Annotated in this window: 18 protein-coding genes and 1 pseudogene; 18 read left to right on the top strand and 1 reads right to left on the bottom strand. The window is 39.9% G+C overall.

Features of this window, described 5'->3' with window-relative positions; translation table 11 throughout:
* Positions 1 to 140 precede the first annotated feature (140 nt).
* From ACFIKO_RS03265 to ACFIKO_RS03275, 3 genes are all read left to right on the top strand, one after another.
* Complete coding sequence (locus ACFIKO_RS03265) at positions 141 to 1,376, top strand: MFS transporter (RefSeq protein ID WP_375673283.1); 1,236 nt, start codon at positions 141 to 143, stop codon at positions 1,374 to 1,376.
* A gap of 1,261 nt (positions 1,377 to 2,637) precedes the next feature.
* Positions 2,638 to 3,033 (top strand): hypothetical protein, encoded by a 396-nt coding sequence (locus tag ACFIKO_RS03270; RefSeq protein WP_375673285.1) that lies wholly within the window; start codon positions 2,638 to 2,640, stop codon positions 3,031 to 3,033.
* An 851-nt stretch (positions 3,034 to 3,884) separates the two neighbouring features.
* Entirely contained in the window at positions 3,885 to 4,037 is a 153-nt protein-coding gene (locus ACFIKO_RS03275) for a hypothetical protein (protein WP_375620216.1), read from the top strand.
* 634 nt (positions 4,038 to 4,671) lie between these two features.
* Here ACFIKO_RS03275 and ACFIKO_RS03280 read toward each other — a convergent pair.
* Positions 4,672 to 5,043 carry a helix-turn-helix domain-containing protein gene (locus ACFIKO_RS03280; protein ID WP_375673263.1) on the bottom strand — a complete coding sequence of 124 codons (372 nt, stop codon included), beginning with the start codon at positions 5,041 to 5,043 and terminating at the stop codon, positions 4,672 to 4,674.
* Between the two features lie 1,128 nt (positions 5,044 to 6,171).
* On the opposite strand from ACFIKO_RS03280, the gene ACFIKO_RS03285 reads away from it, so the two are divergent.
* The 15 genes and pseudogenes from ACFIKO_RS03285 to ACFIKO_RS03355 all read left to right on the top strand — a co-directional run bounded on the left by ACFIKO_RS03285 (position 6,172) and on the right by ACFIKO_RS03355 (position 19,628).
* Complete coding sequence (locus ACFIKO_RS03285) at positions 6,172 to 6,495, top strand: hypothetical protein (RefSeq protein WP_375673287.1); 324 nt, start codon at positions 6,172 to 6,174, stop codon at positions 6,493 to 6,495.
* 162 nt (positions 6,496 to 6,657) lie between these two features.
* Positions 6,658 to 6,795, top strand: a complete 138-nt coding sequence (locus ACFIKO_RS03290) for a hypothetical protein (protein ID WP_375673264.1) — start codon at positions 6,658 to 6,660, stop codon at positions 6,793 to 6,795.
* A gap of 15 nt (positions 6,796 to 6,810) precedes the next feature.
* Positions 6,811 to 6,945, top strand: a complete 135-nt coding sequence (locus tag ACFIKO_RS03295; protein ID WP_375673265.1) for a hypothetical protein — start codon at positions 6,811 to 6,813, stop codon at positions 6,943 to 6,945.
* 367 nt (positions 6,946 to 7,312) lie between these two features.
* Positions 7,313 to 7,501 carry a hypothetical protein gene (locus tag ACFIKO_RS03300; RefSeq protein WP_375673267.1) on the top strand — a complete coding sequence of 63 codons (189 nt, stop codon included), beginning with the start codon at positions 7,313 to 7,315 and terminating at the stop codon, positions 7,499 to 7,501.
* Positions 7,502 to 7,667: 166 nt separating this feature from the next.
* On the top strand, positions 7,668 to 9,029 hold the full coding sequence (locus ACFIKO_RS03305) for a PBSX family phage terminase large subunit (protein ID WP_375620221.1): 1,362 nt from the start codon (positions 7,668 to 7,670) through the stop codon (positions 9,027 to 9,029).
* A complete protein-coding gene (locus tag ACFIKO_RS03310; protein ID WP_375673269.1) occupies positions 9,029 to 10,870 on the top strand; it encodes a portal protein in 1,842 nt (613 codons plus the stop codon). Before ACFIKO_RS03305 ends, ACFIKO_RS03310 begins: the two co-directional genes overlap by 1 nt.
* 311 nt (positions 10,871 to 11,181) lie before the next feature.
* Entirely contained in the window at positions 11,182 to 11,955 is a 774-nt protein-coding gene (locus ACFIKO_RS03315) for a hypothetical protein (RefSeq protein WP_375673271.1), read from the top strand.
* Between the two features lie 233 nt (positions 11,956 to 12,188).
* Entirely contained in the window at positions 12,189 to 13,307 is a 1,119-nt protein-coding gene (locus tag ACFIKO_RS03320) for a N4-gp56 family major capsid protein (RefSeq protein ID WP_375620224.1), read from the top strand.
* An 82-nt stretch (positions 13,308 to 13,389) separates the two neighbouring features.
* Entirely contained in the window at positions 13,390 to 14,085 is a 696-nt protein-coding gene (locus ACFIKO_RS03325) for a hypothetical protein (RefSeq protein ID WP_375620225.1), read from the top strand.
* A gap of 52 nt (positions 14,086 to 14,137) precedes the next feature.
* Positions 14,138 to 14,269 (top strand): hypothetical protein, encoded by a 132-nt coding sequence (locus tag ACFIKO_RS03330; protein WP_375620226.1) that lies wholly within the window; start codon positions 14,138 to 14,140, stop codon positions 14,267 to 14,269.
* A gap of 79 nt (positions 14,270 to 14,348) precedes the next feature.
* Positions 14,349 to 15,812 carry a hypothetical protein gene (locus ACFIKO_RS03335; RefSeq protein WP_375620227.1) on the top strand — a complete coding sequence of 488 codons (1,464 nt, stop codon included), beginning with the start codon at positions 14,349 to 14,351 and terminating at the stop codon, positions 15,810 to 15,812.
* Positions 15,813 to 16,043: 231 nt separating this feature from the next.
* The gene (locus ACFIKO_RS03340) at positions 16,044 to 16,526 is read left to right on the top strand and encodes a hypothetical protein (RefSeq protein WP_375620228.1); all 483 of its coding nucleotides are present in this window, start codon (positions 16,044 to 16,046) and stop codon (positions 16,524 to 16,526) included.
* Positions 16,523 to 17,662: a tail fiber domain-containing protein gene (locus ACFIKO_RS03345; protein ID WP_375673274.1), complete on the top strand. Its 1,140-nt coding sequence runs from the start codon at positions 16,523 to 16,525 to the stop codon at positions 17,660 to 17,662. The genes ACFIKO_RS03340 and ACFIKO_RS03345 overlap by 4 nt, the downstream gene beginning before the upstream one ends.
* A pseudogene (locus tag ACFIKO_RS03350) lies at positions 17,659 to 18,657 on the top strand (phage tail protein). Before ACFIKO_RS03345 ends, ACFIKO_RS03350 begins: the two are co-directional and overlap by 4 nt.
* A gap of 815 nt (positions 18,658 to 19,472) precedes the next feature.
* Positions 19,473 to 19,628 carry a hypothetical protein gene (locus tag ACFIKO_RS03355; protein ID WP_155914997.1) on the top strand — a complete coding sequence of 52 codons (156 nt, stop codon included), beginning with the start codon at positions 19,473 to 19,475 and terminating at the stop codon, positions 19,626 to 19,628.
* The last annotated feature ends 356 nt before the right edge of the window (positions 19,629 to 19,984 follow it).

The raw sequence follows: 19,984 nt of genomic DNA on the forward strand, positions 1-19,984 counted from the left end.
AGAAGTATTTCTTTAAAAGTTTTCACTTAACTTACTAAGCGATTTGTTAGAGTAAACAACTCTTTTGAAGTTCATATCACCAATTGTATTGAAGGGAGTGCAACTTTAACTGTAGAAAAGTTTAATATCGGATGGTTGATATGAATTTATTTTTAAAAAAGAGTCCTTTAGCTCTTTTTTCCTCTCTCTTTATTTCTAAAGTTGGTGATTATGCTTATGAAGTTGTTTTTGTTTTACTGGTCTTAGAATTAACAGATAACATCTTTTTTACAGGTCTTGTGTATTTTTTTCGATTTATCCCTTTTCTCTTTTTTGGCCCTATAGGAGGTTGGTTAGCGGATAATTTTTCTTTGAAGAAAAATATGATCTTAAGTGAATTTGTTAGATTATTAGCCTCATTATTCGTTTTTATAACCACTATAACAGGGACTGCAAATATTATTGTGCTTATTTTAGCAGCAATATGTACAACGATAGGAAGAAGTATTTTCCAACCAAGTTTTCAAGCTGCTATTCCTAGGATGTTTTCAGCAAAGGATCTGACAAAGGCAAATAGCATTGCACAAATTATAGAGGAAACTGCATCCGTTATGGGTCCTTTGGTTTGTTCCCTACTGCTTTTTTTAGCAAATAAATCGGCAGTACTCATTTTTGATTTTTTTACCTATTTTATATCTATTATCGTGTTGTTTAATCTCATGAATTTAAATTCAAATGAGAATAAACCATTCAATTTTATAAAAATTTATCGAGAAACAACTTCCTATCTTAAATATATTTTTAAAGAAAATAATAATTTATTTATTACGCTTGTTGGCTCGTCGTTTGCTATTCTCTTTACTGGTGCAATTTTAAGATTTTTAATTCCAGCTTTTGTTCTCTCTATAGGGGGAGAAGAAAGCCTTGTTAGTTATATTTTTTCTCTTATGGCTGTTGGAACTATTGTTGGTGGTTTGTTATATAGTAAAATTATATTCAAGATTACATCGTTGAAGCTCATGGTATTTTGGCTTCTTTATGGAGGTATTCTGTTTGTTATGCCTTTAGCAGCAGAACTTTATTTAAAATTCCTTCTCGTGTTAGCATTTGTTTTAGGATTTATTGGTGCCTTTGTGGATATTGGTTTAGTCTCAGCTGTTCAATTATACTCTCGTCGTGAAGATTTTGGTAAGAGTTTTGGAACCTTTTCAACTTTAGCAAACTCTGCGGAAGCAGTGTCTGGCTTTATTGCTGGACTTTTTGCACTCGTGGGAGTGTTAAGCTCCTTTTTAGCTATGTCTACATTAATTATTTCCACGGGAATGATTGGCGTTGTAAAAATTAAGAAAAATAAAGAGTTAACATCTCTTAACACGACAGTCGATGACGACCATTGATATATTTAATATCTCCATGCCGTTTCTTTTTTCTAAGACGGTTCGTTAATTATCCTGTTCATGATGTAGAAACATCGCTCTTTGAGGGGCGAGTGAAGAGCTAGAATATTCAGGATAGGACTTGATTTGTTGAGCCTGATGAAGTGCTGTCGTTTGAGGAGGGATGTCTGAAGACTGTGGGGAGGTGATTGCCTGGGCAAAAAGCTGGGTTCATTTACAGACCAGTGTTTATAGAGCAGTGTGGGGTGGTAAACCTTTCCTTTAGCTTTGTTCTGTGAAGATGTAAAAGCGTAAAAATGTGAATCCGTAAAAGTGAAGCGAAGGATTTGTGGATTGATGTATTGTGCGTGTTTTTCGTCACTTTGGGCTTTTGTCTGGCGTGGAATGTGGTGAGATAAATGGGGGGAGAGTTTTCGTGAATGGAGGGGGACGCTTGGGAGGAAGAGGGGTGTTAAGTTGTTAAGTGTATAATGGGGGGAAAAAAGGGGGAATAGAAGATGAAGAGAGTGCGCATGGATAGGTTAGGAGAGTGTGGATAAGAGGTGGTGGTGCGAAGGGATGAAGGATGATGTGTGGAGGGGTAGATATCCCCCTTGGGATGGAGAAAAAATGAAAAGGGGTGGGGATAAGCTTGCCAGTGGAATTTAAGTTGTGAAGTGTTTTGTTTTTATCAAATTGTCGCGTGGGATTTGGGAAATTTCATTCGTTGTTTTAGGGTAGACCTTCATAATTGTTTCAAAAAACACATAAAATAGCTAATGATGAGCGTAAATGAAAAACCAAAAGAAACAATATCGGTACAAATTGGTAGATAGTAGGGAAGTCGGGATCTAAATGGCTCGTAAAAGCCTAAGTGTTCAAACAATAATTACTCTTCGATCACGTGATAATTTCAATGTTATGGGGATAAAAAATATCATTTTTATTGCTTGGAAAGTCATCCAATGTTTGTGCTGCTTTAATGATAAATCTGTCTTAAATAATATGTAATACAGAAAATCATGAAAATAAGTATAAATATATTATATGTATACTACATTCTTTGCATATGTTTTGTGTACTTTTAATATATATTTTTTATGTTAAGCGTAAGCTTTGAGTACTATGAGAGATGATGGTCGTTTTTTTAACAAGTGAGAAAGTGATTAACTAACGCTTGATTGTAAAGAAATATGTTGTTAAGGCTATTCTTAGAAAGGATGCTCTTATTTCTGGTGTAGGAGCTTCTCAAAAAGGAATACAATTTATAGGGGGGCTCTCGATGTCTAAATATTTATTTCCGTTGCCTCTTGTCTTGGTGGCTGGTTGTGCATCTATGGGTAATTATTCATCAAGTTATGTCAGTCCAAATATTACGAAAGATGATGTAAAATTAATTGCTAACGATTTTGTTCGTAATCTTAAAAAACCTTTACCGCCCGCTACAACAACACTTATTGTGAAAAAAAATAAAACAGAAGACAACTTTACTCCTGTATTTATTGATCTCTTGCGACGGAATGGATATAACGTGATCTATACAGATCAACCAAACAAACAGCAAAATGGTGTAATCTTGACTTATCAAATAACACCAATAAATACAGGTATCCTGTCTATGGTTTCTTATGATGGGGTTGGAGTAACGCGTTATTATGTCCGTACTTATAATAGATGAAACCCCTTTGCCGGTTTGTCTCAAAGAAGTAGATAATGAAGAAATGTGTTTCAGGGGAAATGTTGGGATTGAATTAATCAATAAAAATTTACAGATGTGAAAATTATATATTCAGCTGACAATTACCAGTCGTCTCGGTTACAATTTCAGTATTGTAATGAAAAGAGATATCGTTTTATCTGTTCGCAATTCTTCATGTTCTGTCTCAGTTATATAGCGCTTTTATCATTTCTGTCTTATAGAAAATTACTTTCTGTTCTACGGTTCTATATGCCAATTTAATAGTCAGATCTAAACAATCAAATTCATATGAACTCTTTACGGAAATCTGTTGTTTGAGATTGTTGAAAGGTGTTTTGTTTTTATCAAATTGTCGCGTGGTGGTTTGGGAGTTTCGTTTGGCTGTGTTCTGTGAAGATGTAAAAGCGTAAAAATGTGAATCTGTAAAAGTGAAGCGAAAAACTTATGGATTGATGTATTGTGCGTGTTTTTGGTCATGGTATAATGATAAATCCATTGAGCACTCCTATCTTTACGCTTGTGAAGAAGCAAGCCGGTATCATCATTATATTTGCTAGCTCGTGGGTATTGGCTACAGCCCTTGGCACTTGAGACGGTTCATAAGAGCTATTTTTATTCCTTTCTTAATCGTTTTTTTATCCACACGGGCTCTCCTCTCTTTTGACGTGGAAGCGAATGATTTTGATTGATTCAACATGGGAGAGATTTGAAATGAGAGAATCTTACGATGTTTGGAACTCTCAATCAATATCAATGACGATAAATTATCATTATAAATCAATATATTGTCATGGTATGGAGTGGTGTAGGAAGGGACGAGGCGAAGAGTTATGCAAACTGGAGGGGAAATGAAGAGTGCTGTTCGTGCGTTGGTTGGAGAGGAGAGTTTTGGAATAGCTGTGAACAGATGGAAAGGGGGATGTGTAAAGAGATGTGAAGAGAGAAAAATCGTGGTTGGCTTTTATATTCTATGCGGAATTTAACAATTATATTTGCGTCTATATTTGTATGGGGGATATCCGTGAAATGGGTGTGAGAAGCATTGAGAAATGTTTTCTTTAATAAGTGGGTGAATGAGCAATACAATGAAATCCTATTTAGGGGGAAGCCTATTTAGGGGGAAGGCTATTTAGAGGGGAAATCCTATTTAGAGGGGGAAGCCCATTTAGAGGGATGCCTATTTAGAGGGATGCCTATTTAGAGGGATGCCTATTTAGGAAAAATCCTATTTTAGCTCTTATTGTTTTAGACATTGTGTTTTGTATGAGGGGCATTTTGCAGGAAAGGTGTTTTGAGGGATGTGGCTCCCTTAAAGAAAAACACAAAAATATCAAAAGAAAAATATAAAAACTTGACAAGGTAAATGTAAAAAGGTATCATAATGATACAATCGGAATTGTGCGTTTAAATCAGAAGAGATCTCTTGATAAGATTCTGTGAGAGGGGTGGGGATGTTTTTCCAAGGTTTTGGTGTTTTTATCCTATTTTGAAGTTTGTTATCCTATGATGCCGTAAACCGGTGCCGTAAACCGTTTTTTGAGATGTGGTGATATCAGACGGGCAAGGCTTTAGGCAGAGGGGGATATTGGCGAGGGATGTCGGTAGGTGCGCTTTTGTCTAATCAGAAATCAACCACAAAACTGCTTTTTGTTTTTTCGGCTGGAGTTCTCTAAAGTTTTTCAAAAGGGCGTGTTCTTTTTCGCTGGTGGTGTCTTGACCATGGTGTGAGAGATTTTCCTTTGTGGGAATATCTTCTTCTGCAAAAATATCAGTATAAAAAAAGGTAATAGGAACTGCTAGTTTTTTAGCAATTTCGAGCAAACATCCTGCGCTTACACGATTGGAGCCTTTTTCGTATTTCTGGATTTGTTGGAAACTGACACCTAAATGGCTTCCTAATTCCTTTTGAGAAAGCCCCATTGAAATGCGTCTGTGACGGATTCTTTTACCGATCAAAATGTCATTAAAATGTGGATTTTTAGTTGGCACTTCAAGCCCCCTCCGGTTGCGAGCGCCCTCGCATTGGTATTCCGGGAGTCTAAAAGTACTGAACTCGAATCAGTTTTTTTGCTTTTAGTGCTGGGAAGCACCTGGACATAGCAAAAACTCCCGGAATTCCGGGATATCCGCAAAGCGGGACAAATTCATGTACGAGTTTTCGGGCTTTTAGCTCCCTATTTGACCGTTGCGTGGACGATCAAAAACACAAGCTCATCAATAAAGTAGTTTCAGAAGATTGGCAAGAAAAATCAAAATAATTTCAAAGACTATAAGATTGGGTACTTTTTAAAAAAGAGCGAAATCTGGATTTTTAGTTGGCACTTAAAGCCCCCCGCTGGGGGCGAGCGCCCTCGCATTGGTATTCCGGGAGGTTGAAAATACTGAACTCGAATCAGCTTTTTTGCTTTTAGTGCTGGGAAGCACTTGGACATAGCAAAAACTCCCGGAATTCCGGGATATCCGCAAAGCGGGATAAATTCATGTACGAGTTTTCGGGTCTTCAACTCCCTATTTGACCGTTGCGTGGACGATCAAAAACACAAGCTCATCAATAAAGTAGTTTCAGAAGATTGGCAAGAAAATTAAAATATTTGCTATACGGTTATAGTGTAAAATAGGGATGTTTGGGGGCGGTAATCTGATGTTAGTAGGGGAATTTACTGGGTAAGAGGTTGGATTATAGTTTAAAACCGGTGCGGGGTGGAAGCTTTATCCTGCAGAGGAAAATTTGCTTTTTGAAGTCGAGTTGTAGATTTGAGCTTATCTGGCGTGTTTGATGAAACAGCCTTCTTTGAAGTGTGGGATAGCCATATGAAATAATTAGCAGGGGAATCTGATAGACGAGAAATCAGATTGTTGACAGACCCGTGTTTACAGAACGGTGCGGAGTAGTGATGTGAGCGTTTCATTTGGCTGCGTTCTGTAATGATGTAAAAGCGTAAAAATGTGAATCTGTAAAAAAGAGCAGAGGCTTTGTGCTTTGTGCGTGTTTTTTTATCTTTTTGGGTGTGTTCCATTTTTTTAATTGTTGGTTGCGTTAGAGGTTTCCTTGCTGATTTTTATGTCATTTTTTGTGCTTGAGGTTTTGGTTTCTCTTTAGTTGGAAGGAACATGATGATGGTAGATGAACATTGTCTTCCCTTACGTCGAAGAGGGCGGAAAAAAGGGGCTTTAAATAAAACAACAAAGCGATTTAATGAAGCTCTTCTGATAGCGGCGGAGCAGGCTGGATATCACTATGGTGAAGATGGGCTGGTGTCTTATCTTCAGTATCATGCTCTCAATAATCCCGTACCGTTTTTTTCGCTGCTGGCAAAAGTGTTGCCTCTTCAGGGGACTGGAGAAGGGCAGGTTAAAACAGTTTCGCGTATTGAGATTGTACCAGTGAATGCAAAAAATAGCGAACCGGAGAAGCGTGATTTTTCAGCAACGGAGGCTTGAAGCTACGAGAAAATGTTGGGTTGGGCACATGATGTTTAAGGGATATTGTCTTTGAACGGGGATGCTAGATGTTTGTCTGAAAGCTTATGATTGAAATTGCGGTGAGGGGCGTGTGCTTTAGGCGTGTGAGCTGTGAAGTTGTTAAGCTTTGGTGGGGGAAGCATGAGGACGTGGACTGGAGGAGACTTCGGTGCATATGGTGTTTTTTGGGGGTACATGGCGTCTGGGGTGGTCTGTTTGAAGGGGGGCCGGCAAGATGCTTTTATGGCGATGCGTGAGGGGCGTGTGCTGAAGAGGTGATACTCGAGAGGTACGATGCTTAGAGGGCGTGATGTTATCTACTGTTTTGGATTTTTTGTAAAGGTTTGGTCTTTTCTCGTTATTGAAGGTGTGGAGATATCAAAAACAGTTTTGCGTATCGAGATTGTACCAGTGAATGTAAAAAAATAGTGAACCGGAGAAGTGTGATACCTCGATAACTGAGGCTTGTGATATTGAAAAATGTTAGGCTGAGGTGGGTGATGTGGGGTGATGTCTTGCAAGGGGGCTGCTTTGGTGATTGCCTATCTTGAGGGGATTGAAGCGGAGGCTATCGTGCTTGTGGGCGCTCGTGATATTGGGAAGGGGCTTTGGTGAATGATGCCGTAAGGGCCCGTGTGCTGGAGGGAATTTGGTGCAGGGTATTTGTGTGGTGGATATGGAACAGTGTTTTGATGGGTGAGGGGCATGAAACTTGAGAGAAGTGTTATGCTTGCGTGATGCATGTGATTTGGTGGGGGTATCTTGGGGGATAGACAAGTGTGAGGATTGGTGATGCTTGAGAGGCATGATATTGGAGGATGTTGGGCTTTGGACATGCCTGAGAGCCATGTGCTTAGGCCATGATTTGGTTGGGGGATACCGTGCTTGTGGTTGGGGGATGACAGGTGCGGTGTTTGAGGGGGTGGGGCTTTTGTGCCTTGGGGGCTTGGGGCGCATAGGTGGGGGTCAAGGGGATCTCATGTAAAAAAGTGAAATTTATTGCGTATTAGGATGAAGAGAAGATAAAGCGCTGCTTTTGAGAAGGGTGTTTTTCGTTTAATTGCTCTTTTCCTTCAATTACTCTGGGATCATTAAACTTGGGATAAGCAAAAGGGTGAAGCGCAATTATTGCTAAAGTATGAAAATTTATAATGAAAATTGTGCAGAAAATTTCTCAAAAAATGGGGCAGAAAACGGCTCAAGTAGCTCTTATTCCAAAGCTTATTCCTGTTTTTACTGGAAAAGCAGATGTGCGAGCTGCTTGGGGAGGACGGGGCTCTGGAAAAACACGTTCTTTTGCTTTGATGTCGGCTGTTGTGGGATATCGCCATGGAATGGCTGGAGAACGCGGGATTATTCTTTGTGCAAGGCAATTTCAAAATTCTCTCAATGACAGTTCTTTGGAAGAAATTAAACGCGCTATCGAATCTTATCCTTTTTTACAAGGCTATTATGACATTGGTGATAAATATATTAAATCAAAAGATGGACGGATTGTCTATGTGTTTGCCGGTCTTGATCGAAATATCGCAAGTATTAAATCAATGGGGCGCGTTTTCCTTTGCTGGGTCGATGAAGCAGAGCCGGTGACTGAGACTGCTTGGCAAACACTTATTCCAACTTTGCGCGAAGAAGGAAAAGATTGGAATGCAGAATTATGGGTCACATGGAACCCGTGCCATGAAAATGCACCCGTGGAAAAACGTTTCCGAAATGTCGATAATCCTCATATCAAAGGGGCAGAAATTAATTGGCGTGATAATCCGCAATTTCCTGAAAAACTCAATCGTGATCGTATGGACGATTTGCAGCAAAGACCAGAGCAGTATAACCATATTTGGGAAGGCGAATATCTCCAAGCTGTCCAAGGGGCTTATTATCAGAAATGTCTTCTCGAAGCCGAAATGGAAGGGCGGATTACCACCGTTCCACGTGATCCTTTGATCCAGACGAGAATCTTTTGGGATATCGGTGGAACAGGAGCAAAGGCCGATGCTACCGCATTGTGGGTCGCACAATTTGTTGGACGGGAAATTCGAGTGCTCGATTATTATGAAGCCCAAGGACAGCCTCTCTCAGAGCATGTGGGCTGGGTCTTTCAAAGGGGATATGAAAAGGCTCTCATGGTTTTGCCCCATGATGGCGCAACAAAAGATCGTGTCTATAATGTGAGTTTTGAAAGTGCACTTCAACAAGCCGGTTTTCAAACCAAAGTGATTCCTAATCAAGGAACAGGCGCTGTGAAAATGCGTATCGAAGCCGTAAGGCGATTGTTTCCTGCACTATGGTTTAATCGTGAAACGACATGTGCAGGCAGAAAAGCACTCGCTTGGTATCATGAAAAGCGCGACGAACAGCGCAATATCGGACTGGGGGCTGAACATGATTGGGCTAGCCATGGGGCCGATGCCTTTGGACTGATGTGTGTGGCTTATGAACAACCAAATACCAGACCGCGAAAAAATACTTATCGCTCGTTTCACCATTCTCAAACTTCATGGATGGCTTTTTAATGAATATTTCTACAGATTCTTCTTTTGATCAAATCGAAACGCTTGAAAATCAAGCACTCTTTAAAAAACTCGTGGGGTGGTATCAGGATGATATTGCTCATGTCGAAAAATGGCGAAAAAATGCCCAAGAAGATTACGATTTTTATAATGGACGGCAATGGAATGAGCAAGACCTTGCTGTTTTGAACGAACAAAACAGACCGGTCATGACTTTTAACCGTATTGCGCCTTTAATTAATGCCGTGATTGGGGCTGAGCGCAATAATAAAAGACAAGTTCAATTTATTCCACGACAAGAAGGAGCAGCCTTTGCGAACCAGATTCTGACAGGAGCGGCTGAGTGGTTTCGTGATGAAGCCGATGGGGAATACGAAGATTCCGATGCCTTTCAAGATGCAATTATTTGCGGAATGGGGTGGACAGATACACGCCTTGATTATGAAGAAGATCCGCAAGGAAAACCAATCATTTCACGCTTAGACCCTATGAAAATGGTGTGGGATGCAAGTGCTGTTAAGCCTAATCTTATTGACGCACAACGTTTATGGTATATTGATGAAAAACCTCTTGCTGTGGCTCAGGAAATGTTTCCCAATGTTCATTGGAGTGATCTTCATGCTGATTGGGTTAAACATCAGAGTTTTTTACATTCAACCAGCAATGGGATGACACAAAGTTATCAAGCTGAGAGGGGATATCAGGAAGACTGGGAAGAGGGAGGCACCTATCAACGTCCTAAAATGGTGACATTGGTAGAATGTCGCTGGTTTGAACGCGAGGTGATTTATAAAGTTCTCGAGCCTCAAAGTGGAAAGTTTATCGATTATTCAGAGCAGGATTTCCAAAATTTAAGCAAAACCTTTCCTCATGTTCAAGCAACAAGGTTGAACAGAAAAATTGTCAAACGGGCATTTTTGGGCAGAAAGCTGCTCGAAGCGCCTGATAAGCCCTTGGTCCCACACAATCAATTGGGATGGGAATGTATTACCGGTACTTTTGATAAGTTAAGCCGGCATTTTTATGGACTTGTTAAACCAACAAAAGATCCCCAAAGGTGGGCAAACAAATATTTTAGTCAAGTGATGCATTTGCTCAATAGCCAATCAAAAGGCGGAATTATGGCAGAACGCGATGCTTTTGATGATGATCGACAAGCCCTCGAGAGTTGGGCTAGAGCCGATAGCATTACTTGGTTGAAAAGTGGTGCTGTGTCTGGGGGAAGAATTCAGCCTAAACCCGTGGCTCAGTTTCCGCAAGGGTTTTTCCAATTGTTTAATGAAGCAAAGAGCGCACTTGAACAGGTGACGGGGTTGTCTTCTGAATTTATTGGGACAAGAGCTGTCAATCAGCCTGGCGTTCTTGAACAACAACGGCGACAATCGTCACTTAATCTTTTGGCTTCCTTTTTTGATGGGTTGCGTCGATATCGGCAACGACAGGGGAAAATTATTCTCTATCTTATTCAAAATTATCTGTCCGATGGGCGGCTGGTCCGTATTGCTGGTGATGAAAATGCCCAGTATGTTCCACTGACACGCGAAATGGTGACAAGTTTGGAATATGATATTGTCGTGGATGATGCGCCAACAAGTCTTAATGAAAAAGAGCGTACTTTTGCACTGATTATGCAACTGCTTCCTTTGATGCAAAATTTTGCAACGCCTGAGATTATGCTTGATCTCTTACGCTATTCACCTTTACCAGCCTCACTCATTCATAAAATTGCGATAAAGGCGCAAAATTCTCTTCAAGAAGAGCAAAATGCCTCAGCGCAGATGGGGGGTAATGTGGGAACAGAGCAGATAATGCAGATGTTGCAGACAGTAAAGGCTCAACAATAGAATGCTTTATGGTGTGCTCGTTCAGATGAATTTCATCTATCAGAAGTTGCTTATCTAAACAATTTCCATAGTTACCCATGTTGCTGATGTCGTGCAATGTCGCCTCTTTTTATCTCAGAAGAGCTGTTTTATTGGACAGTGTGTATTGGGGAAAATGTTCGATAGAGTCTTATCGTTATGGTGGGGGAGCCATGTGGGGTGGGAATGTTGGAGCCAAAATTATGGGTAAGCATTAAGGGGATAAATGCTCTCAGGCTGTTTTATCTGAAAAATTTAATTTTATTGTTTAAAAAAAAGAGAAGGCTAACGTCATGGATCAAGAACACTTAACGCCGGCAGAACAAAACCAATTGAAACAGGATTTTCTGGTCTCAACACAAGAGGGAGAAAATGGTGAAATTGGAAGAGAAGAAAAAACTCTTGAAGATAATTTCCAAGGGCAAACGCATCAACAACAGTATTCTTCGCAAAAGGCTGGAAAAGAGGTTCAAGGGGGAGAAGATGGTCCGCCAGATCCGCAAAAAGACTTTATGGGCTATATGCAATGGTTGGGAAAAACACTCCAAAAACAAGGACTTGTTAATGAAAAACAACAACCTTCTCTGGCTCGCGAAGCAGAACAGTTGCATGCATTCTATCAGCAGTCTGTTGCAAGTGTTAAACAAAAACATCATGATTTTGATCAAGCAGCTGATTTTATTTATGAAACGCGGGCTAAACAGTTGGCAGCTTGTGCTTCGCTCTATCCTGAGATGGCAGATCCCAAAAATATTGATGCGTTGATTGGTGATGAGTTGAAACAGATCTTGCGCGATTGTGCGAAAAAAAATCAAAATCCGGCTGAAGTGATTTACTCTATTGCACAAAAAATTGGCTACACAAATGTTCCCAATAACATGGATGAAAATTTACAGGAAAGACACAATTCTGCACGTACACTTGCTGCTTATAACGGCTTGACGCCAAATGGGCCGATTTCTTTGGAGATGCTTGATAAAATGTCAGAAGCAGAGTTTAGCGCTTGGGTTTCTGATCCTAAAAATAAAGTCTCTTTTAATCGTTTAATGGGGGGAAGAGAATTTTAAAAACAAGAATGCGGGGGGGCGGGAACGTGGAGAGGCTTTTGGCGGAGGGGGAAGAAGGGGATTTCTCAAAGCACGGATCTGGTGAGGAGAGCTCTTATAAGGGGGAGGCAGAAGCTAACAGAAATTAGATAAAACACACGAACAACCTATTCACCATTTGAAATGAAATGTGGTGTTTTAACAACCGGCGCTTTGCCGGGTTTTTTATGTCAATAAAACTTTTAGAGGATAAAATGACTGTAACTTATATCGGACTTAATGACCCAATGGCAGTGCGCACATGGTCTAAATTACTAAACCAAGAAGTCTCAAAAGCAATTCCGATTGCACCGTTGATTGGAAATGATTCAAACAGTATCGTACAATTAAAGGATGAAACCACGAAAGCAAGTGGGGATGCCATTAGCTTTAATTTGCGTGTGCAGTTGCTAGGCGATGGGGTGAGTGAAGGGCAGACATTGGAAGGCAATGAAGAAGCTTTACAGTTTCTCAATGATCGCTTGGCAATAAATGAACTCGTTCATGCCGTGCGTGTCAAAAATGAGGGAACGATTGATCAACAACGAATTCTCCATGATTTGCGTACCGAGGCAAAAAATGGTTTGGTTGATTGGTATGCCGATCGTTTGAGTATGATGTTCTTCATTCAAGTGTGTGGATATACTGCAAAAGCTATTAACTTTGAGGGACGTACGATTACTCTTAAACCTGTCCATTATGGTTTTAATGCACCAACCGCGCCAACCGATAAACGCATCGTGCGCCCTAATGGAAAAACAAAAGATGAAGATTTAAAATCAAACGATGTTTTTGATCTCAGCCTCATTGATAAAGCTGTTGAAAGGGCTAAATTGGCAAATCCAAAAATTAGACCCGTGCGGATTGATGGGGAAAATGTCTATGTGCTTTATCTTCATCCAACCCAAGTGACGCAGTTGCGAACCAATACAGATGCGGGGCAATGGCTCGACATTACCAAGGCAATCTATAGTGGAAGTCGTATCAAAAATCCGCTCTATGATGGATCTTTGGGCATGTATAATGGTGTGGTTTTGCGCGAAGCTGAACATATTACCGAAGGAGTCGAATCTGGGACGGCAAATAAAGCTGTACCAAATGTGCGTCGTGCTGTTCTACTTGGTGCGCAGAGTGCTGTGATTGCTTTTGGTAAAGATCGAGGGGCGACACGCTATAAATTGGTGGAAGAACTCTTCGACTATGAAAGAGAATTCGGGGTCGCGGCAAAAACCATTATTGGTATGAAAAAAACTTGCTTTACCTTGCCAGGAAGTACGCAAGGGGCTCAGGACTTTGGCACTATCGTCATTCCAACTTATGGAGCACCTGCTTAAAGCGAATGTTTGCGAACTTCCCCCAACAAGAGGGATCTGTTGGGGGAAAAATTTAAAATGCTTCCAGAAAAAGGACAGGCTTATGACCACTTTATCCACTGATCCCAAAAATCTAAACCTTACACATTCAGACCATTCTAAAACTTTTGCTTATATGGTCGCGCTTATTCAAGATGAAATTGACGATACAACAGCGGAATATTCTCTGCAAATTCAAGATTCAATTTTTACGGCTTTGCGTTTGTGTGAATGTGAACCCTTTTTCTTTAATGAAAAAAGAAAAAGGACGTTTAAAACACAAAGTGGTAAAACATGGTATGGGCAAGAAGAGGGAGTTTTTATTGGATCAGAAAAGAGTTTGGAGGGCGTCTTTTTAGCAACAAAGAATGCAACACCAACAAAGTTGTTCTTTAAGCCCTTGGAAGTGTTGCATCAACAATATGGTATGCATCCTGCGCTAGGAACGCCATTCTTTTATACGTGCCTTGATCAAAAAATAGGATTCTTTCCAACACCAGAACATGTGGAAACTGTACAGCTTTCTTATGCTCCTGTTCATTTTGCCGATGAACAGCTGAAAGAAAGCGATAATCCTTGGTTGATTTATGCTTTTGATCTTATTAAAGCACGGGCAAAATATGAACTTTATAAAAATATTCTTAAAGATCCTGAATATGCCGCCGTTTCTTTCAGAGATTTTCAAGAACAGCTTCAAGCTTTGCGCATTGAAACATCGCGCCGAAAAGGTTCTTCAAAGATTCGCCCAATGAGTTTTTAAAAAGCTTTTTTCCAAATCGTTTATGGCTGGTTTGTCCCTTATGGTTGGATGAGTGCTGGGAATTGATGGTGAAGAGCTGGTGGATGGCGCTGGGTATGCCATTATTTATGGTATCTTTTTTTTTGATGCGTTGATCAACTTAAGGTTGTGTGTTTTGTTGAATTTTATGCCTTTAGATTTTTAAGGTTTTTTGTGGTTTTTTATCAATAAGCCTTGGTGTTTTGAATGACACTAGGCTCTTCAAAGATTTTATGGGGGTCTTGATGGCTTTTTTCCCAATCGCTGATTATCGACCCGATGTGGCGGATATCAATGGAATTTTTACTGATGAACTTGTTAATGTGCTACCGGCTGATGGCTCCTATATCCCTATGCCAAGTTTTGAACCTTTATCAGAGCCTTGTCCTGAGCCAATTTTAGGCGCTCTTGCGGTTAAAACAAAAAATGGGGTTTCTATTATTGTTGGGACAAGAGAAAAAATCTTCTTGCTTGATAATACAACAATGGCGTGGAAAGATATTAGCCAAAAAGGAAAATCTTATCTTGCTAATATCGATGCTCCGTGGTCTTTTGCTTTATTTGGTGATTTTATCATTGCGGTGAATGCCAATGATAAACCACAAGTGATTGATATTAATCATGATAAAAAATTTAGAAATTTAGGGGGAAATCCACCACAAGCAGGGATTGTTCGAGTTTGGGGAGATTTTGTTTGTTTGATGAAATTAACCGAGCATCCAAGGCGGGTTCATTGGTCTGGATTAAATGATGCTGAATTTTGGACCGTGGGGAAAAAAAGTTGCGATTATCAAGATTTTCCTGATGGCGGATTCGTCCAAGGGGCAACCGAGACAACAAATCCAATTATCTTTATGCGTTCTGCAATCTATGCTGGTTCCTTTATCCCTGGCTCTAAGATTATTTTTAGTTTCCAAAAAATTCACGATAAACGAGGCGCAAAAAATGCTGAATCGATTGTTTGTCGGGGCGATTTAGCATTCTTTGCCGATGAGGGCGGTTTTTATCAAATAACAAATGATGGACAGATTATACCCATTGGGTTCGAAAAAGTCGATCGAACGATGACCGCAAAATCAAGGCAGGATAATCTGTATACCATGTCTGCGGCTATCGATGGGGTGTATAATCGTGTTTATTGGATGGTTGATTCTGATGAGAACCTTCATAAACGTATCTTGCTCATTTATGATTGGGGATTGCAAAAATGGACAAAAGCTCTTGTGGATATCAAAATGGTATTGCCTATTTTCTTAGCAGGAACAACCCTAGAAGGTCTTGATTTTGTGACTAAGAATATTGATGATTTGTCCTTTTCTCTCGATAGTAAAGTTTGGAAAAATGAATCACCTATTCTGGGGGCATTTGATCAACAGGGGAGGCTCGGTTCGTTTTCTGGGGGGGCTATGGCTTGTGTCGTGACATCACAAGAAATGGGGCAGACAAATGGCATGATAACACGGGTGAAAAATATTATGCCTCAAGTCAATAGTGGAAAGTTTTATTTATCTGTGGGAATGCGCTTTCGACAATCTCTTGAAGAGAAAACTGTTTGGTTGCCAGAAAAACAGCCCTCTTATAATACTGGACAAATTCATTGTCGCGCAAGGGCACGGTTTTATCGCTTTAAATTGCGCATTCCTGAAGGGGTGAATTGGTCTCATGTTACTGGATTTGATGTGGAATTAACGCGAGCCGGTATGCGATAGGCCAAAGCCTTTATAAATAAAGGAACAAGGTGGTGCGTTATGCTTCATGCTTTTCTGCGATGAAGGAAAAATAGACTGCACAATGGCTTATTTGATAAAGAAGAAAGTTTCCTATTTGTTGTGACAAAGGGATGATGGGGCTTCTTTTCTTTTGTTTTATCCTTCTTTTTGAAAGTTGTGCGGTAAGCATGGAACATGAGAAAGGCGTAGGGGGATGTTATTTAAGGGGAGATGAGTGATAAAGCTAAAAGAGCTAAAGTTATGATACAAGATAGTCAAGATTTGTATTCTGCTCATTTGACAGAGCAATGGCCATGGGAAAAAATAGCTTCCTATCAAGAGGCACTCAATGCTGCATTGAAAAAATATGCTCAGCGCTTTCCTGATGATGTTTGTCTGGAAAAAATTGCTGAAGAAATCACTACAGGACAAGCACAATTATGGCTGGTCTTAAAAAATAAAATCCAATTTAGTGCTTTTGCAATAACCAAAGTTGAAATAACTCATACGGGGAAAAAATGCGTCGTTCTCTCAGATCTTGCTGGAGAGGGAGGGCTGAAATTGGTCAAATTGATTGATGAAGTCGAAAAATGGGCGCGAACAATTAATGCTGAAGAAATGCACATGTTTGGAAGAACTGGATGGGCGAAAAGGCTCGCTCAACACGGATATTCTCGTAATCTTATTCAATATAGAAAGGTTCTAAAGCCATGAGTAGAAAAACCACACCTCAAGTGCAGACAACAACACAAACAAATGCTCCACCTGCTTGGGCGGCTGATATTTTTAAACAAGCCAGTGCTGATGCACTTGGACTTTATAATAAAGGAATTGGCGGAAACGTTTATCAGGGAGGCAGAGTTGCTGGTCTTAGCGATATGACAAAAAATGCTTTGACTGGTTTACAACAAGCAGCAGGGCTCTATAACAATCCAACGGTAACGCAATGGTTGAATGCACCAACCAATAGCGCTACAAATCTTTCCAGTATGGCTAAGGGAAGCTGGATTGGAAGCAATAGTAAATTTAATACTGCATTGCAAAATGCTCTGAATAAAACTTCCGATGCAATTAATCAATCGATGTCTGGGGCAGGACGTTATGGCTCTGGGGCTCATACTGGTGTGCTGGCCGATGAACTAGGTGCCTTGGCAACAAATGCTGCAGCACAGCAATATAATCAAGATATTAACAATATGATGAATGCAAACCAGATGATTGATCGCTCTTTGAATGATCAGGTTAATGCGGCAAATAGCTATTATCAAGGACAGAGTAATGTGCAAAGCAATGCTTTGAAAGGGGGCATGATTCAAGATATAAACCGTCAAAATGTCTTAGATGCTGAACGCCAAAAATGGTCAGAAAAAGATAATCAAGATTGGAACCGATTGCAAAGCTTGTTACAGATAGGAACACAGGCTGCTGGAAACTACGGAACGACTTCAGGAAAATCCACAACAATGCCTTCTGTGACAAAAGATCCATTGCGTGATGCGCAGCAAGTACTTGGATTGGTCGGAGGAATTTTAGGGCTTTGTGATGTGAGAGCAAAAGAAAATATTATTCCTGTGGGGCAGAAAAAGGGATATCCACTTTATACCTTTAATTATAAGGGAAATCCACAACGTTATCAGGGCGTTATAGCGCAAGACGTGTTGCGTGTGAAGCCTGAAGCTGTTTATGTCAATGCAAAAACAAAATTATTGCATGTTGATTATGACAAAATAGGACTGAAAATGGAGAAAATGAAAGGGGAGAAAATACCGGCATCTAAAAATAAAATTGCGGCTTTCTTTTCTTCATTTTTTGCTCGTTTTCCCTTTTTAAAAAAAGAGTATCTTCTATGAGTTCGATTTATGATTGGTCAATTGTCGCATCAGAAAATGCTTATGCCGATGAGAGTATAAACTGGGCAGAAGGGTAACCGCCAAGCTCAGTTAATGATAGTGCTCGCGCTATGATGCAACGGATCAAAGAATATTTGTTGGATAATGGGGGGATTGAAACACAGTTTACTGTCGATGTGGAAAACGAGAGGACATCACTTCGTTTGGCGACAAAGTCTTTTTTTGATACTTATATGGATGGCATTGTTGTGCGCTTTAAAGCACAAGGCGTCAACAGAGGAATAACAAATGTTTCTTTAAATCAATTGCCGCCAAGACTAACTTATATGGTAACGTCAGAGGGTATCATGCCTTTAAAGGGGGGAAATTCAAAAGGGGGGCTTTATGAAATCGTCTATACGTGTGATATTGCCGGAAAAAATACTTATGGCTGGTTTTTAACCAATCCTACTATAAAACTTCCTGAAATCCCTCCCTTTCCTCCTTTTCCTGAAACTTTTTCTTCTGGATTTATTGGGACTTTTGCTACAGAAAAAGTACCCTCTGGATGGTTGCTGTGTGATGGTAAAGAATATTCGCGAAAGAACTATGCAAATCTCTTTGCTCTTTTGGGGGAAACATGGGGGGAAGGAGACGGGAGAACTACACTCAATGTTTCCGATTTTCGTGGAATGTTTTTACGGGGGCTCGATAGTGGAAAAGAAATTGATAAAGGACGTTTCTTGGGAAGTCGACAAGAAGAGTCTTTTAAATCTCATACCCATGAGGGAAAAACAGATTCGACAGGCAAACACCAGCATAGTTTTCCAGTGACTGACAATGTAGTTTGGTATACGAATTTCGGTGAATATAAAAGAGATATGGCTCTAGTCTACAATCAAGATCAGTTAACGAAGGCTGCGGGAGAGCATGAACATAAGGTCTTGTTGCAAAAAACAGGGGGTGATGAAACACGTCCTGTCAATATGGCGGTGGTTTATGCTGTCAAAGCCTGAAAATGAAAGCTGTGTGAGAGAGATAAAAATGATTGCAAAATGTCTGTTATGAGAAAAAAATTCTTATAGAATATATTGTGTAGAAAGTTTTGAGACGCTTTAGAAAAAAACTGAACTCTCTTTGATTTTTTGTGCTGCCTTTATTGGATGTGTAAAGGTAAGTTTGCCTATTGTTCTTTAGAGGATCAAGACAGTGGTTATTGAAAGTAGGGGAAAAAGAGAACAAAAAATCTTCTTTTATTCATAGATTTTTTCTGATAAATCAATATGTTATACAAAATGATCCCTTTTGTGATATTGTGATACATGGTTTAAAGCGCTGGGTTTAAAGCGCTGGTGGGCGATGACAAAAAGCCCATGGATAAAATTTTATCCTGTTATACCGTAAACACCGTCATTAAAACACTATTATTGAAGGTGGTGATATAAGGAAAATAAGACATACCATACTTGATCCATTTAAGTATTGAAGAGACATATATTCAGGGGAGGGGTTGCTTGGTTAAGCCTTATGCAAGTGAATTATATAAGTGAGCAGCAGAGTGAATCCCTTTAGAGTAGTTGGATTGTTTACAAACCGATGTGAGGCTAAAATCTTCGTCCTTTTAGGTGGCAGGAAGAGATCAACGGATATGTTTATTTAAAGAGAGAAAAGGCAAAATGGTGCTCTCCCTCTTTTGGTAGAGAGAGTGTGCAAAAAGCGTTCGTTTTTCAAAATGGGTGCTCTATTGGCTAGAGAAGATTGGTGATGCGTTTAACACATGGTGAGTAATTGAATTCTCTTAGATGGCATTTTTTACTTGTCAGGAAAATTCTTGAAACAGAATGAGAGTGATACGAGAAAATCTGTAAGACAATGGTTTATCCCGTTGTGTCGTAAAATACCATTGTTTGAGGTGCGGTTAAAACTTTATGCATTGGGATGTTTTTCGTCTGTGCGTATTCTTAAAGCAGCGTTTTTTGTAGAATAACTCTAGACAAGGCTGCATTTGAAGGGGAAGCTAAGTCAAATCCGTTAGATAAGAAGCCAGATTGTTGTTGATCGATTGGCATTGTTTGAAGACCGGTGGAGGGGGCTTTGTCATTTTGGGGAAAGCCAACAAAGCATGCAAGGTGACATGCATTTTTCTTTGGTTTCAGGTGGTAAAATCATCATTTTAGGTGGAAAACAGAATATAATATAAAAAAATACCTTGTAAAAATTTTCGATGAGGAAATTTTTTTCAAAAGCCTTTCATATAGTTGTCTGAAGTTGTCTGAAGTTGTCTGAAGTTGTCTGAAGTTGTCTGAAGTTGTCTGAAGTTGTCTGAAGTTGTCTGAAGTTGTC

Origin of the sequence: Bartonella sp. TS82HLJMH, from assembly GCF_042193495.1 — a bacterium.
GTDB classification, from domain to species: Bacteria; Pseudomonadota; Alphaproteobacteria; order Rhizobiales; family Rhizobiaceae; genus Bartonella; species Bartonella grahamii.

Bases quoted from the DNA above. Each gene is read 5' to 3' on its own strand.
- ACFIKO_RS03305 (WP_375620221.1), top strand. From the start codon at position 7,668: ATGAAAATTGTGCAGAAAATTTCTCAAAAAATGGGGCAGAAAACGGCT.
- ACFIKO_RS03320 (WP_375620224.1), top strand. From the start codon at position 12,189: ATGACTGTAACTTATATCGGACTTAATGACCCAATGGCAGTGCGCACA.
- ACFIKO_RS03310 (WP_375673269.1), top strand. From the start codon at position 9,029: ATGAATATTTCTACAGATTCTTCTTTTGATCAAATCGAAACGCTTGAA.
- ACFIKO_RS03345 (WP_375673274.1), top strand. From the start codon at position 16,523: ATGAGTAGAAAAACCACACCTCAAGTGCAGACAACAACACAAACAAAT.
- ACFIKO_RS03285 (WP_375673287.1), top strand. From the start codon at position 6,172: ATGGTAGATGAACATTGTCTTCCCTTACGTCGAAGAGGGCGGAAAAAA.
- ACFIKO_RS03335 (WP_375620227.1), top strand. From the start codon at position 14,349: ATGGCTTTTTTCCCAATCGCTGATTATCGACCCGATGTGGCGGATATC.
- ACFIKO_RS03295 (WP_375673265.1), top strand. From the start codon at position 6,811: ATGCTTAGAGGGCGTGATGTTATCTACTGTTTTGGATTTTTTGTAAAG.
- ACFIKO_RS03315 (WP_375673271.1), top strand. From the start codon at position 11,182: ATGGATCAAGAACACTTAACGCCGGCAGAACAAAACCAATTGAAACAG.
- ACFIKO_RS03265 (WP_375673283.1), top strand. From the start codon at position 141: ATGAATTTATTTTTAAAAAAGAGTCCTTTAGCTCTTTTTTCCTCTCTC.
- ACFIKO_RS03325 (WP_375620225.1), top strand. From the start codon at position 13,390: ATGACCACTTTATCCACTGATCCCAAAAATCTAAACCTTACACATTCA.
- ACFIKO_RS03270 (WP_375673285.1), top strand. From the start codon at position 2,638: ATGTCTAAATATTTATTTCCGTTGCCTCTTGTCTTGGTGGCTGGTTGT.
- ACFIKO_RS03340 (WP_375620228.1), top strand. From the start codon at position 16,044: ATGAGTGATAAAGCTAAAAGAGCTAAAGTTATGATACAAGATAGTCAA.
- ACFIKO_RS03275 (WP_375620216.1), top strand. From the start codon at position 3,885: ATGCAAACTGGAGGGGAAATGAAGAGTGCTGTTCGTGCGTTGGTTGGA.
- ACFIKO_RS03290 (WP_375673264.1), top strand. From the start codon at position 6,658: ATGAGGACGTGGACTGGAGGAGACTTCGGTGCATATGGTGTTTTTTGG.